Consider the following 13,784-nt stretch of genomic DNA (forward strand, 5'->3'; position numbering starts at 1 on the left):
GCACCAACAAAATGCATGCGGCCGGCAAAGCCGGCCCACATGTCACCGCGCAACGCGCTGGGAATCAGGCGCGCCGCACAGCCCAACAGCCTTTAACGCGGACGGAAACCGTACAGGTCGCCGTCATGCGTCTGCACGACCAGCGTATCGCCGGCCAGGACCGGCGCAGCCGTGATTGCGCTGCCATCCGTCTTCGCGCGTGCGACGAACGTGCCGTCGTCGCGCGACAGGAAGTGAACGAAGCCCTTGTAGTCGCCGACCACGGCGGCATGGCCGAGCAGCAGCGGCACGCTGACGTCGCGGCTCTTCAACTGGTCGTTGCGCCACAACTGCTGGCCCGTCGTCGCGTCGAACGCCGAGACGATCGCCCAGTCATCGCCCGCCACCACGACGCGGTCATCCTGTGCGAGGCCGCTCGTGCTCGAGAACACCTTTTCCCACAGCGCGCGGCCTGAGTTCGCGTCGAAGCAGCCGAGCTGCCCCTGGAACGTCACCGCGCAGGTTTCGGCGCCAACCAGCGTCGGCGGGCCCGTCACGTCATTGATGCGCTCGACTTCCGTCACGCCCTTCGGATACGACACGGGCGTCGTCCAGTAAGCGTCGCCCGTCTGCAGGTTGATCGCCGCGAACTGGCCGCCCGGGAAGCCTGCCAGCACGGCCGCGTCGCCCGCGAACGTCATGCCCGACGACACGCGCAGATTGAGCGGCACCGCGCGGTTGCGATAGTTCCACTTCTGCTCGCCCGTTTGCGCATTGAACGCGGTGATCTGGCCGTCGACGGTACGCACGACCACGAGGCCGTTGCCGACGAGCGGCGGCGACAGGATTTCGCCCGGCGCCGTGCCTTTCCATGACAGCTTGCCGTTCTGGTCGAGCACGAACACTTCGCCCTTCAGGCCGCCGACAGCCGTGAGCGTGCCATCCGTTCCGACGCCCGCCGACAGGTCGCCGTCGAGCTTCGTGCGCCAGACGTCCTTGCCCGTCTTCGCGTCGATCTTCGCGACGGAGCCGTTCGCACCCGCCGCATACACGGCGTCGCCGACGGCAACGGGCGAGAACATATAGCGCCCGGCCTTGCCGACGCTAGCCGTCCACGTCTGCTGGACATCGAGCACGGGCTTGAACTCGGTGAGCGGCGTGGGCACGCGGCGTTCGTCTTTCGACGATGAGCAGGCCGTCAGAGCGAGCACGGTCATCGCACAGGCAACGGGCACGGCGTAACGTTTCAGCAGATTCATCGGTGAGCGAAGCATGTAGGTTCTAGTGATCAAAAGGAAACGGCAGACGCTGCAACAGCCAGCAACGCTCAGCCGCCCAGCGCGTCGAGCTTGAACTGGATCAGCTGACGGGCGGAAGCATCGTTCTTCGACAGCGAGTCGAGCGCGAGCTTATACGCTGCGCGCGCGTCGTCGCGTTTGCCTGCGGCGGCGAGCAGATCGCCACGGCGGTCGGCGACCACGCCCTTGAACGCATCCGATTGCGGCTCGCTGAGCAACGCGAGACCGGCGTCATAGGCCTTCTCGTCGAGCAGCAGCGACGCGAGACGCAGCTTGGCGATCTGCTTGAATTCGTCGTCCTTCGCGTGGTCGACGGCCCATTGGAGCTGCGCTTTCGCGCCCGGCTCGTCGCCCGCTGCGTACAGCGCCTTCGCGGCCGTGAGCGCCGTCATCTGCGCATACGCGGTGCTGCCGAACTTGTCTTCCATGTCGGTGGCGACGCGCGTAATGATCGCCTTGTCGGTGCCCGCTGCCGCTTGCTGGACCTGGTCGTACAGCACGGCCGCTTCCGCCGCCTGATGACGCTGCCAGTAATTCCAGCCGTTCCAGCCCGCCGCGGCCACGAGCGCCACCAGCACGATCCACGTGGTCGCGTTACCCCATTGCGCCCACCATGCCTTCAGGCTCTCAATCGATTCTTGTTCGTCGTGGTAACTCATCGCGACGCGATTTCCTCTTTCCTGGTGCCTTGTCTGATTGGGGCCGCAGCGCGTGCGGCCCGTTTAACGACGATGCGCGACCTCGCGATCAGTCGTCGCCGTCTTCGGTGGACGCAACCATCGCATTGATTAGATGTTCGGTCAAGTTTTCTAGCGGCACCGTTTGCTGCTCGCTCTTCGCGCCGCTTTGCACCGTGTCGCGCAGCGCCTTGACGCCTGCCGTGCCGTTCGCGATCTCGTCTTCGCCGAGAATCACCGCGAATGCGGCGCCGCTCGCATCGGCGCGCTTCATCTGCGACTTGAAGCTCGCTGCCTGACCGTCAGGACTGCAATGCAGAATCACGTCGAGCCCCGTATCTCGCAGTCGCTCGGCGACGATGAACGCCTGCTCGCGAGCCGCCTCGCCCTGATGCGCGACGTACACATCGCAGCCTTCCGCTTCGGGCACCAGATTTTCTTCCTTCAGCAGCTCGAGAATGCGCTCGATGCCCATCGCCCAGCCGCATGCAGCCGTCGGTTTGCCGCCGAGCTGCTCGATCAGCGGATCGTAACGGCCGCCCGCCGCGACCGTGCCTTGTGCGCCGAGCTTGTCCGTGACCCATTCGAACACGGTCAGATTGTAGTAATCGAGGCCGCGCACCAGACGCGGGTTGATCGTGAACGGAATGTTGTTCGCCTTGAGAAGGCGCTGCAGTCCTTCGATGTGCGCGCGCGATTCCTCGCCGAGAAAATCGATCAGCTTCGGCGCGTTCTGCACGACTTCCTGCATGGCCGGATTCTTCGTGTCCAGCACGCGCAGCGGGTTCGTGTACAGGCGGCGCTGCGCGTCGTCGTCGAGCACGTCTACGTGCTTCTCGAGATACGCGATCAGTTCGACGCGATGCTTCGCGCGCTCTTCCGCCAGACCCAGCGAGTTGATTTCGAGCTTGATGCCAGTCAGGCCGAGGTCGTCCCACAGACGCTGGCACATCAGGATGATTTCCGCGTCCGCATCGGGGCCGGCGAAACCGAGCGCCTCGACGCCCACCTGATGGAACTGGCGATAACGGCCACGCTGCGGGCGCTCGTGACGGAACATCGGCCCGATGTACCACAGGCGCTTCGGGCCGTCGTACAGCATGTTGTGCTCGATCGACGCGCGCACGACGGCGGCCGTGTTCTCCGGACGCATCGTCAGATTCTCGCCGTTCAGCGCATCGGTGAAGCTGTACATCTCCTTCTCGACGATGTCGGTCACTTCGCCGATGCCGCGCGTGAAGAGCTGCGTGTGCTCGACGATCGGCGTGCGGATATTCTGGTATCCGTACGAACGCAGCATCGACTTGACGGTCGTTTCAAAAAATTCCCACAAGCCGGCGTCCTGCGGAAGGATGTCGTTCATGCCCTTCACGCCGGACAACTTTTCAAGCCGTTTCTTCTGTTCAGTCATCTGTCTTCGGTTGACGAATTGGGGTGGCGCGAATCAGTTCGTCGCTTCGGCGCGGACCGCATTGGGACCATAACTGCGCTCGACGTAATCGCTCACGATCTGCTGGAATTCTTGCGCGATGTTTTCGCCGCGCAGCGTCTTGACCTTCACGCCGTCGATAAAAACAGGCGCGGCCGGATTCTCACCCGAGCCAGGCAGGCTGATGCCGATGTTCGCGTGCTTCGATTCGCCCGGGCCGTTGACGATGCAACCCATCACGGCAACATGCATCTTCTCGACGCCCGGATATGTGCCGCGCCAAACGGGCATCTGCGTGCGCAGATACGTCTGGATTTGCGACGCGAGCTCCTGGAACAGCGTGCTCGTCGTGCGGCCGCAGCCCGGGCACGCGATGACCATCGGCGTGAACGAGCGCAGGCCCATCGTCTGCAGGATTTCCTGGCCGACGATCACTTCGCCCGTACGCGACGCACCCGGCTCCGGCGTCAGCGAAATGCGGATCGTGTCGCCGATGCCCTGCTGCAGCAGCACCGACAACGCGGCCGTCGACGCGACGATGCCCTTCGAGCCCATGCCCGCTTCCGTCAGGCCCAGGTGCAGCGCGAAGTCGCAACGGCGAGCGAGTTCCTGGTACACGGCGATCAGGTCCTGCACGCCGCTCACCTTGCACGACAGAATGATCTTGTCGCGGCCGAGACCGAGTTCGACAGCGCGTTCCGCCGAACCGATCGCCGACTGGATCAGCGCCTCATACATCACGCTTTGCGCTTCCCACGGCTCGGCGCGCGCGGCGTTCTCGTCCATCATCTTCGCGAGCAGGTCCTGATCGAGGCTGCCCCAGTTCACACCGATGCGCACCGGCTTGTCGTACTTCGCAGCGGCTTCGATCATCTGCGCGAACTGCGTGTCACGCTTCGCGCCCTGGCCGACGTTGCCCGGGTTGATCCGGTACTTCGACAGCGACTCCGCGCAGCCCGGATAGTCACGCAGCAGCAGATGGCCGTTGTAGTGAAAATCGCCGACGAGCGGCACCGTCACACCCATGCGGTCGAGCTGCTCGCGAATCGCGGGCACGGCCGCCGCCGCTTCCGGCGTGTTCACGGTGATCCGCACGAGCTCCGAACCCGCCTGCGCCAGTTCCTTCACCTGGATCGCGGTGCCGATCGCGTCAGCCGTATCCGTGTTCGTCATCGATTGAACGCGCACGGGCGCGTCGCCGCCGATCGTCACGAGCTGGCCGCCCCAACGGACGTCAACGGCATTCGACCGACGACGCGGTGCGTGACCGCCGAACACCGGCACGTTCGAAACAATCTGACTGCTGGATTTCACTTGATCGGAGTGCATCGATAAACCCGCTTACGCCGCCTGCTTTTGGCCCGGAAAGCGTCCCGGCCAGTCGCTGAATACGACGCATGAATTGAGAAAGCGTCGCGGCCCTAATAGCCGCGACGCACACGATTGGGCTGCGTCAGGGCAACGCGAAGCGTGCCACATTGCCCTTCGCCGACGCATATTTGGCCGGGTCGACCGGCTGGCCGTCCAGCGTGATCGACTCCAGACCCGCCTTGTTGCCGACCGTCACCTTGAGCGGCGGCAACCCGCTTACCTCTTTCGTCTCGCCCGCGTGCACGAGGCCCGAGAACATTTCCTTGCCGTCCTTCTGACGCACGCTGAACCAGCTGTCCTGCTTGACGGCCAGCGCGACGGTCGACGAACCCGCCGGGGCGACCGACGGCTCGCTCGCAGCGGACGCCGACGCAGCAGCCGCGACTGCCGGCGCGGCGCTCGCCGCTTTTGGCGCGGCCGCAGCCGGCGTGGACGCCGACCCGGCCGATCCAGCCGTCGAAGCCGGCGCTGCGCCTGTCATTGGCAGCGGCGCGGGCATCGGCGTGGCCGACGCGCCCTCGGCTGCTGTCGCCTGCGTGTCCGTCTGCGCCTGCGACGCGGCCGTCTCGCCCGTCACGGCTGCACCGCCGGCAGACTCGCCCACGGCCGCCGACGCCTTGTCGGTTGTCGCAGCGGAACCGCCCGCGATTCCCTTCAGCCGTGCGAGCCACGCGGTCGACTCGCCATTGTTCGTATGCCACATGGCCAACGCGATCAGAACGACAATCGCGAGCGCCACGCCCCAGATCCACGAACGGCGGCGCGGCGCGCTGCCGCCCAGCGACAGCGATACTTTCCCGCGCGGCAAGTCCGTGCCCGCGGACGCCGGCATCGTCAGCGCCGGCTCGGGTACGCCTTTTTCGCGGCGCAGCGCCTGGGTCATCGGGGTGGGATCGGCGCCGACGATCTTCGCGTAGCTGCGCACGACGCCGAGGGCGAACGTGGTATCCGGAAACTGGCTGAGATCGCCCGTTTCGAGTCCCCGCAGTTTGCCCGGCGCGACCTTCAGACGCGCCGACACATCCTCTACCGACATGCCCTTCGATTCGCGCAACTGCGCGAGCCTTGCCCCGACGGCAGCCAGCGAGTCAAACCCGGCCGGCTGCGCCGCTGCCGGTGCGGCCGCCGACAGCGGGCGACCCGAATGCGTATCCTCGTCGTGCGGTTGCGGGTGCTGCGGCTCACTCATCCCAAATCCTTTCGCGTCGATTCTTTTTTCACTCGTGCGAACCGGTGGCACCTGGCTTCGTCCGGTTTCGCAGACCGTTTATAACAAAATGCGCGGCTGTGCGTGCCGCTTCCGATCGCTTTTGCAAATTTTCTTTTCACTTCGCGAGACGAGACCCATCCAGACATGCCGGCTGGCTAACGTCTCGGCCCGATGCGGCTGTCACGCGCCTTACACCGCGCGAACTTCGATGACTTTCGCTTTCCCCGTGCGCTCCGCAAGGCGCGTGCGGTCCTTGACCGCGCCGGCAAGCTGGCCGCAGGCGGCGTCGATGTCATCGCCGCGAGTCTTGCGCACTGTCGTGACGACCCCTGCGTCGATCAACACCTGCGCGAACCGTTTGATCTGCTCGTTCTTCGAGCGCAACAGACCCGATTCCGGAAACGGATTGAACGGAATCAGGTTGAACTTGCACGGCACATCACGCGTAACGGCCAGCAACTCGCGTGCATGCGCCTCGCTGTCGTTCACGCCGTCGAGCATGCAGTACTCGAAGGTGATGAAATCGCGCGGCGCGACCTTCAGATATCGCTGGCATGCGGCCATCAGCTCGCGCAGCGGATGTTTCTTGTTGAGCGGCACGAGCATGTCGCGCAACGCATCATTCGGCGCGTGCAGCGAGACGGCGAGCGCCACGGGCAAATCGGCGCCGAGCCGGTCCATCATCGGCACCACGCCCGAGGTGGACAACGTGACGCGCCGGCGCGACAGGCCGTAGGCGTTGTCGTCGAGCATCAGGCGCATCGCCGGCACGACGGCGTCGTAATTGAGCAGCGGCTCGCCCATGCCCATCATCACAACGTTCGTGACGACGCGCTCGCCCTTGCCCTCACCGCCCGTCGCGCGGCCGCCAGCCTCGCCGAGCGACGCACGCAGCGCAAATTCGGCCATGCGAAGCTGGCCGATGATTTCGCCCGTGGTGAGATTGCGTGAGAACCCTTGCTTGCCGGTCGAACAGAACCGGCAGTTGACCGCGCATCCCGCTTGCGACGACACGCACAGCGTGCCCCGCGTCTCTTCCGGAATGAAGACGGTTTCGACGGCGTTGCCGTTGCCGACGTCGACGAGCCACTTGCGCGTGCCGTCGGCGGAAATATGGTCGCTGACGATGCCGGGCATCGCGATCGATGCCCGGCCCTTCAGCTTTTCGCGCAGCGACTTCGCGAGATCGGTCATCCCGTCGAAGTCGGCAGCGTTGTACTGGTGAATCCAGCGCTGCAATTGCTTGGCGCGAAACGGCTTCTCGCCGAGGCTGTCGCAATACGCGACAAGGCCTGCGGCGTCGAGATCGAGAAGGTTGACGGTTGGGCTGCTCGTCATATCGAATCCTGCCATTCAGTGCGAGACTGCGTTCATGCAACAAGCTGCATGAACGCGGATAACGCTCGCGCCCGCTCCTGCTGCTGTTACTGCTGTCCTACTGGAGCCTGTCTGCTTAGCGCGAGTAGACGTTGACTTCCGGGAAGAAGAACGCGACTTCGACGCGAGCCGTTTCTGCTGCGTCCGAACCGTGGACTGCGTTCGCGTCGATGCTGTCGGCGAAGTCAGCACGGATCGTGCCTTTCTCGGCCTTCTTCGGATCCGTTGCACCCATCAGATCACGGTTTTTCAGGATGGCGCTTTCGCCTTCCAGAACCTGAACCTGCACCGGGCCGGAGATCATGAATTCGACCAGATCCTTGAAGAACGGACGCTCTGCGTGCACAGCGTAGAACTTCTCAGCGTCGGCGCGCGACAGTTGAACCATGCGCGATGCCACGACCTTCAGGCCAGCGTTTTCGAAGCGGCTGTAGATCTGGCCGATCACGTTCTTGGCCACTGCGTCCGGCTTGATAATCGACAGGGTGCGTTCGATCGCCATAAAAACTCCAGAAAATTAAGAGGTTACGGATTTAAATGAATCCGCTATTGTAGCATGTTCCCGTGTATGATTGCGATTGAACCCTTACGGCACTGTAAGGGTTGAGGTTCCAATCCCGAAGATTCGGGCCGGCGGGTAACAAAACGTAATAGCGGGTGAATTCCCCAGAGTTGAAACTCCTCGTCCTGGCGTTAATCTTAGGGTTGTGGATTCGCGTGCCGTGGGCAACCCGCCTGTCGGCAGCGTACGAAAACCGTTGCAAGCCACTGAGCAACACTGCGTCCGACGCAAGGAGAGACCATGAACGAATATCCCTATAACTTCGGCCGGGGCGGTTCCGTCACCACGGCCGAAACCCGCAACCGCGTACTGCGCAACACCTATTGGCTGCTCGCGCTGTCGATGGTGCCGACGGTAATCGGCGCGTGGGTGGGCGTCGCGACCGGCTTCTCGCTGTTCGCCGCGACCAGCCCGGCCATGAGCATGCTCGCGTTCTTCGCGATCGCCTTTGGCTTCATGTTCGCGATCCAGAAGACGAAAGACAGCGCCGCCGGCGTATTCGTGCTGCTCGGCTTCACGTTCTTCATGGGCCTGATGCTGTCGCGGCTGCTCAGCTTCATTCTCGGCTTCACGAACGGGCCGTCGCTGATCATGCTCGCGTTCGGTGGCACTGGTGTGATCTTCGCCGCCATGGCGACGGTCGCCACAGTCAGCAAGCGTGACTTCTCGGGCCTCGGCAAATGGCTGTTCGTCGGCGTGATCGTGCTGCTGCTGGCGATGGTCGCGAACCTGTTTCTGCAACTGCCCGCGTTGATGCTGACGGTGTCGGTGCTCGCGATCGTCATCTTCTCGGCTTACATGCTGTTCGACGTGCAGCGCGTCGTGAACGGCGGCGAGACGAACTACATCACGGCCACGCTGGCGATTTACCTCGACCTGTACAACGTGTTCGTGAATCTGCTCGCGATCCTCGGCATCTTCGGCGGCAACCGTAACTGATTGCCTCGGCGCCTGAGCCAAAACGAAACGCCCGTGACGAGCAATCGTCACGGGCGCTTTGCTGTCTACGTATCGAAGACCGCGAGCGCTGCGGCAACGACCCGGATTATCAGAGACTCAGCCAGCCGAACCCTTCGCTTTGCGTCGCGACCACCACTTCCGTCGCCGCCGCGCCGAGCACGGTCGCCATTGCCGCTTGCGCGAGCTCCGGCAGATTGTTCTGCTGACTCAGGTGCGCCGCAACCAGATGCCGCAGCTTCGAGCGATCCAGTGATGCAAGGATTTCCGCCGCCGCGTCATTGTTCAGATGCCCATGATTGCCGCCGATCCGCGCTTTCAGCGATGGCGGATAACGCGAAGCCGCAAGCATTTGCACATCGTGATTGCATTCGAGCACGAGCCCGTCGCAGCCGCTCAGCACGGCGCTGATATGCGGCGTCGACGTACCGACGTCCGTCAGCACGCCCAGGCGCGACGCGCCATCCGAAAACACGTATTGCAACGGCTCGCGCGCATCGTGCGGAACGGTGTACGGCAACACGCTCAGATCGCCGATCGCGACGCTTTCGTCGCTCCACATCACATGCAGATCGACATTGGCTTCGTCCGCGCCGACGGCGCGCGCGGTGCCCCAGCTCATGTAGAGCGGAATCGACAGCTTGCGGGCGAGCGTCAGCGCGCCGCCGATGTGGTCGCTGTGTTCGTGGGTGATGAGAATGGCGTCGACTTCATCGACGCCCGCTCCCAGCCGCTCCAGCCGCCGGGCGATTTCCTTCGCCGAGAAGCCGCAGTCCAGCAGAACCCGCGTGGTGGTCGCCCCGCTTCGGGCCTCGACCAGCAATGCATTGCCTTCACTGCCGCTTCCCAGACTGGCGAATCGCACGACCCGCCTTAGTTCAGTTGCGCGTGCAGCAGCGACACGATGCGCTGCGCGTCCGACGACGTATCCACCTGGCCGTTTGCATCGACGACGGCGACCTGCGTCAACATGTCGCTCTTCGAGCGCACGTTCACGAGAAACTCGTGGGCATCTTTCTTCGTGCTCTTGTCGCTGTAGAACAGCTTGCCGAAAATGCCGTCGCGCTTGAGTTCCTGCATCGAATCCGCGTAACGCACGTAGTAAATGCCCTTTTCGCGATCGCGGTTGTCGACAGTGAAGTTCGTGCGATCGAGCGCGAGGCCCACACGCAGCCAGGCGCGATCGAACGATTCGGGCAGATCCAGCGTCGCGCCGCCCGCGCTGCTGCCGAGCTGCGCCTGTGCCGTCGACGGACGCGCGTCCGTCAGCAATTGCTTCGATTGCACGTCGGTGAGGCCGAACTTCTGCATCAGCTTGGCGAGGAACTCGGCTTCCAGCGCCGGATCGCGCGGACGCTCGACCCAGCGCGACGACGTCTTGTCCTGTCCCGTCAGCACCTCTTCCATCGCGGCGTGTGTGATCGAAATGTCGCTCGCGCCTGTCGCGTCGCGCGAGACCAGCGTGCGGAAGCTGTCGCGCGTACCCGACGAGTACGCGAAATCGATCACCTTGCCAACCGTGCGGCGGAACCAGTCGTCCGGAATATTCGCGCGGTTCTCGGCCCAGTCGGTGGCCATGATGCCCGTCGTCGGCGCGTCGGTCTTCAGCGAGAAGCCGTTCTCCGTCCAGAATTCCTTCAGCTGCGGCCACAGCTGTTCCGGCGTACGGCCGTCGACGACCAGCCAGCGGCGATCGCCGTCGCGCTCGACGTGCATGCCGAGCGGGTCTTGCGCGTTCGGCACGCCTTCCGTCAGATTGCCCGCCTGCGTCTTCGCCCGCTGCGGCGCGCCGCCGAGCGCCGTGCCCACGGGCGGCGCCACGTAACGCTGGTCGATCTGCGCAGCCGTCAGATCGCTCGGCACGGCGAGCGGCGGCGCGCTCGTCGTGTCCTTGTAATTCACGCGGTCCGACGCGAGCACGTCGTTCAGCGATTCGCAGCCAGAAAGCGACACAACCGTGCCAGCCGCAAGCGTCAACGCCGCCAGGCGCGTTGCGTGGAGGGAAAGTGCGGAACGTTTCATGGGGTCCTTCGTGAAGCTAAACGCGCTGCCTGGTTCGGTGCGGGACCGGGGGCGATATCGACGTCAGTTGAAAAAATGCCGGGAGGCGCCTGAAACCTCAGGCGCTCAGCCGAGCAGCCCCGCCTCGCGCAGCGCGGCGCGAACTACGTCGTGGTAGCGTGCGTCGAGCGGCGTGAGGGGCAGACGAATGCCGCCCTTGACGCGGCCCAGTTGCTGCAAGGCCCACTTCGCCGGAATCGGGTTCGATTCGATGAAGAGGTTCTTGTGCAGCGAGAGAAGTTTCAGATGAATCTCGCGCGCCGTCTTCGCGTCGGCAGCAAGCGCGGCCTTGCACAGCTCGCTCATCAGACGCGGCGCGACGTTCGCCGTCACCGAGATGTTGCCATGGCCGCCAAGCAGCATCAGCGCGATCGCCGTCGGATCGTCGCCGCTGTAAATGCCGAAGTGCGCCGGCGCCGCCTTGATCAGGTGCGCGGCGCGGTCGATGTTGCCCGTCGCTTCCTTCACGCCGACGATGCCCGGCACGTTCGCGAGGCGCAGGATCGTTTCGTTCGACATGTCCGCGACGGTGCGGCCCGGCACGTTGTAGAGGATCACGGGCAGATCGACGGCTTCGGCGATCTTCGCGAAATGCCGGTAGATGCCTTCCTGCGTCGGCTTGTTGTAGTACGGCACGACCTGCAGCGTCGCATCGGCACCCACTTTCTTCGACTGCTCGGTCAGTTCGATCGCTTCCGACGTCGAATTGGCGCCCGCGCCCGCGATCACGGGAATGCGGCCGTCCGCCTGTTCGACGGCCGTCTTGACCATCAGCACGTGCTCTTCGACCGACAACGTCGCCGATTCGCCGCTCGTGCCGACCACGACCAGCGCGTTCGTGCCCTCTTCGATATGCCAGTCGATCAGTTTGCGGAAGGCCGGCAGATCGAGACTGCCGTCTTCGAGCATCGGGGTGATGATGGCGGGAATGCTGCCGCGAATCGCGACGCCGTCTTGCTGAGTGCCGTTAGCCATGAAACGCCATGAATTTGTTCAATAAACTGCGATTGTAGCGGATTAACCGGCCAAATCGTAACGCGGGGGAAGACCCGTATTATCCCTTTTGACCGATCCGTCGTGCTCGCGAATCGCGCAGATCCGCTGGATGTAGGCGGGGCGCGGTTCCGCGAGGAAACCGTCCTGAAATGCAACGACACGTAACTTTCCGCGCACCGCGTCGAGCAGTTCGCCGGGCGCGAGCAGAAATGCCGGGTTCGACGGCTTGCCGACGGTTTCGTTGCCCCGCGCGAAGGTTTCGTAGATCAGCACGCCGGCGGGCGCCAGCGCGTCCAGCAATTGGGGAAAGAGCGGACGATGCAGATAGTTGGTCACGATGACGGCCGCGAAGCGCGCATCGGCGGCAAGCGGCCATGGGCCGTTTTCGATGTCGGCGGCGAGCGTCGTGATGCCGCAAACGCCGTCCATCGACGCCAATGCGGCCGCATCTCGGTCGATGGCTGTCACGGGATGGCCGCGCGACGCGAAAAACCGCGCATGGCGCCCTGCGCCCGACGCCACGTCGAGCACCGCGCCGCCGCCTTCTACCAGATGCGCCCAGCGCTTCACCCAGCGCGACGGCTCGCCGATGGCCACATGGCTTGCGCTATGCACGCCGGGAAGCTCGCCGCTCATCGTCCGCCTGTCGCTGGCATCAGGTGTACGCGAGGCCCATCGCCTCGCGCACGTCGCGCATCGTCTCCGATGCGAAACGGCGCGCCTTGTCGCAGCCGTCGGCGACGATCGCGCGCAACAGGGACGGATCATCCATGTACTTCTGTGCGCGTTCGAGCATCGGCTGCTGCTCGCGCAGGATACCCTCGATCACCGGCTGCTTGCATTCGAGGCAGCCGATGCCCGCCGAGCGACAGCCCTTCTGCACCCAATCATGCGTGTCCTTGTCGGTGTAGACCTGATGCAACTGCCACACCGGGCACTTGTCGGGATCGCCCGGATCGGTGCGGCGCACGCGCGCCGGGTCGGTCGGCATCGTGCGGACTTTCTTCGTGATCGTCTCCGCGTCCTCGCGCAGACCGATCGTGTTGCCGTACGACTTCGACATCTTCTGGCCGTCGAGGCCCGGCATCCGCGACGCTTCCGTCAGCAGCACCTGCGGCTCGACCAGGATGATCTTGCGCGAGCCTTCGAGATAGCCGAACAGGCGCTCGCGATCGCTCATCGACAGGCTCTGCGACTCCTGCAACATCGCGCGCGCCTGTTCGAGCGCTTCGTCGTCGCCTTCCTGTTGATACGCGTTCCGCAGTTCGTGATACAGCTTCGAGCGCTTGCCGCCGAGCTTCTTCGCCGCTTCCATCGCCTTCTCTTCGAAGCCCGGCTCGCGGCCGTACAGATGGTTGAAGCGGCGCGCGATTTCGCGCGTCATTTCGACGTGCGGCACCTGGTCTTCGCCGACGGGCACGAGCGACGCGCGGTATAGCAGAATGTCGGCTGCCATCAGCACGGGATAGCCGAGGAAGCCGTAGGTCGACAGATCCTTGTCCTTCAGCTTCTCGATCTGCTCCTTGTACGTCGGCACGCGTTCGAGCCAGCCGAGCGGCGCGCTCATGCCGAGCAGCAGCGACAGCTCCGCATGCTCGGGCACGCGGCTCTGGATGAAGAGCGTTGCCTGCGCCGGATCGATGCCCGACGCGAGCCAGTCGATCAGCACTTCCCACACGTTCTTTTCAATCACCTCGGGCGTTTCGTAGTGGGTCGTCAGCGCATGCCAGTCGACCACGCAGAAAAAGCACGGATACTCGGACTGCAGACGCACCCAGTTTTTCAGCACGCCGTGATAGTGGCCGAGGTGCAGCGAGCCGGTAGGCCGCATGCCGGAGAAGATACGGTCGGGGTACATGGTTTTGAT

The 13,784-nt window shown here is 64.1% G+C and carries 13 protein-coding genes; 1 reads left to right on the forward strand and 12 read right to left on the reverse strand.

All coding sequences use genetic code 11. The annotated features are described in order from the left end of the window. Window positions 1–92 precede the first annotated feature (92 nt). The 7 genes from bamB to ndk all read right to left on the reverse strand — a co-directional run bounded on the left by bamB (window position 93) and on the right by ndk (window position 7,843). Window positions 93–1,238 (reverse strand): outer membrane protein assembly factor BamB, encoded by a 1,146-nt coding sequence (gene bamB / locus BN2476_RS17635; RefSeq protein ID WP_087735445.1) that lies wholly within the window; start codon window positions 1,236–1,238, stop codon window positions 93–95. A 68-nt stretch (window positions 1,239–1,306) separates the two neighbouring features. After that, complete coding sequence (locus BN2476_RS17640; protein WP_087735446.1) at window positions 1,307–1,936, reverse strand: YfgM family protein; 630 nt, start codon at window positions 1,934–1,936, stop codon at window positions 1,307–1,309. Window positions 1,937–2,024: 88 nt separating this feature from the next. Next, complete coding sequence (hisS, locus tag BN2476_RS17645; protein WP_087735447.1) at window positions 2,025–3,365, reverse strand: histidine--tRNA ligase; 1,341 nt, start codon at window positions 3,363–3,365, stop codon at window positions 2,025–2,027. Window positions 3,366–3,398: 33 nt separating this feature from the next. After that, entirely contained in the window at window positions 3,399–4,712 is a 1,314-nt protein-coding gene (ispG, locus tag BN2476_RS17650) for a flavodoxin-dependent (E)-4-hydroxy-3-methylbut-2-enyl-diphosphate synthase (protein WP_087735448.1), read from the reverse strand. A 124-nt stretch (window positions 4,713–4,836) separates the two neighbouring features. Continuing rightward, a complete protein-coding gene (locus BN2476_RS17655) occupies window positions 4,837–5,943 on the reverse strand; it encodes a helix-turn-helix domain-containing protein (protein WP_087735449.1) in 1,107 nt (368 codons plus the stop codon). Between the two features lie 210 nt (window positions 5,944–6,153). Next, window positions 6,154–7,302 carry a dual-specificity RNA methyltransferase RlmN gene (rlmN, locus tag BN2476_RS17660; RefSeq protein WP_087735528.1) on the reverse strand — a complete coding sequence of 383 codons (1,149 nt, stop codon included), beginning with the start codon at window positions 7,300–7,302 and terminating at the stop codon, window positions 6,154–6,156. A gap of 115 nt (window positions 7,303–7,417) precedes the next feature. Then, window positions 7,418–7,843, reverse strand: a complete 426-nt coding sequence (gene ndk / locus BN2476_RS17665) for a nucleoside-diphosphate kinase (protein WP_087735450.1) — start codon at window positions 7,841–7,843, stop codon at window positions 7,418–7,420. A gap of 300 nt (window positions 7,844–8,143) precedes the next feature. On the opposite strand from ndk, the gene BN2476_RS17670 reads away from it, so the two are divergent. Next, window positions 8,144–8,842, forward strand: coding sequence for a Bax inhibitor-1/YccA family protein (locus BN2476_RS17670; RefSeq protein ID WP_087735451.1), 699 nt, complete (start codon window positions 8,144–8,146; stop codon window positions 8,840–8,842). 109 nt (window positions 8,843–8,951) lie between these two features. On the opposite strand, the gene BN2476_RS17675 is transcribed toward BN2476_RS17670, so the two are convergent. From BN2476_RS17675 to BN2476_RS17695, 5 genes are all read right to left on the reverse strand, one after another. Further along, window positions 8,952–9,725: an MBL fold metallo-hydrolase gene (locus BN2476_RS17675; protein WP_087735452.1), complete on the reverse strand. Its 774-nt coding sequence runs from the start codon at window positions 9,723–9,725 to the stop codon at window positions 8,952–8,954. 8 nt (window positions 9,726–9,733) lie between these two features. Continuing rightward, complete coding sequence (bamC, locus tag BN2476_RS17680) at window positions 9,734–10,882, reverse strand: NlpB/DapX family lipoprotein (RefSeq protein WP_087735453.1); 1,149 nt, start codon at window positions 10,880–10,882, stop codon at window positions 9,734–9,736. 105 nt (window positions 10,883–10,987) lie between these two features. After that, window positions 10,988–11,896, reverse strand: coding sequence for a 4-hydroxy-tetrahydrodipicolinate synthase (dapA, locus tag BN2476_RS17685; protein ID WP_087735454.1), 909 nt, complete (start codon window positions 11,894–11,896; stop codon window positions 10,988–10,990). A 42-nt stretch (window positions 11,897–11,938) separates the two neighbouring features. After that, a complete protein-coding gene (locus BN2476_RS17690) occupies window positions 11,939–12,553 on the reverse strand; it encodes a class I SAM-dependent methyltransferase (RefSeq protein WP_087735455.1) in 615 nt (204 codons plus the stop codon). A 19-nt stretch (window positions 12,554–12,572) separates the two neighbouring features. Continuing rightward, window positions 12,573–13,775, reverse strand: a complete 1,203-nt coding sequence (locus BN2476_RS17695; RefSeq protein WP_087735456.1) for a tryptophan--tRNA ligase — start codon at window positions 13,773–13,775, stop codon at window positions 12,573–12,575. Window positions 13,776–13,784: the final 9 nt, after the last annotated feature.

Source organism: Paraburkholderia piptadeniae, assembly GCF_900007165.1.
GTDB classification, from domain to species: domain Bacteria; phylum Pseudomonadota; class Gammaproteobacteria; order Burkholderiales; family Burkholderiaceae; genus Paraburkholderia; species Paraburkholderia piptadeniae.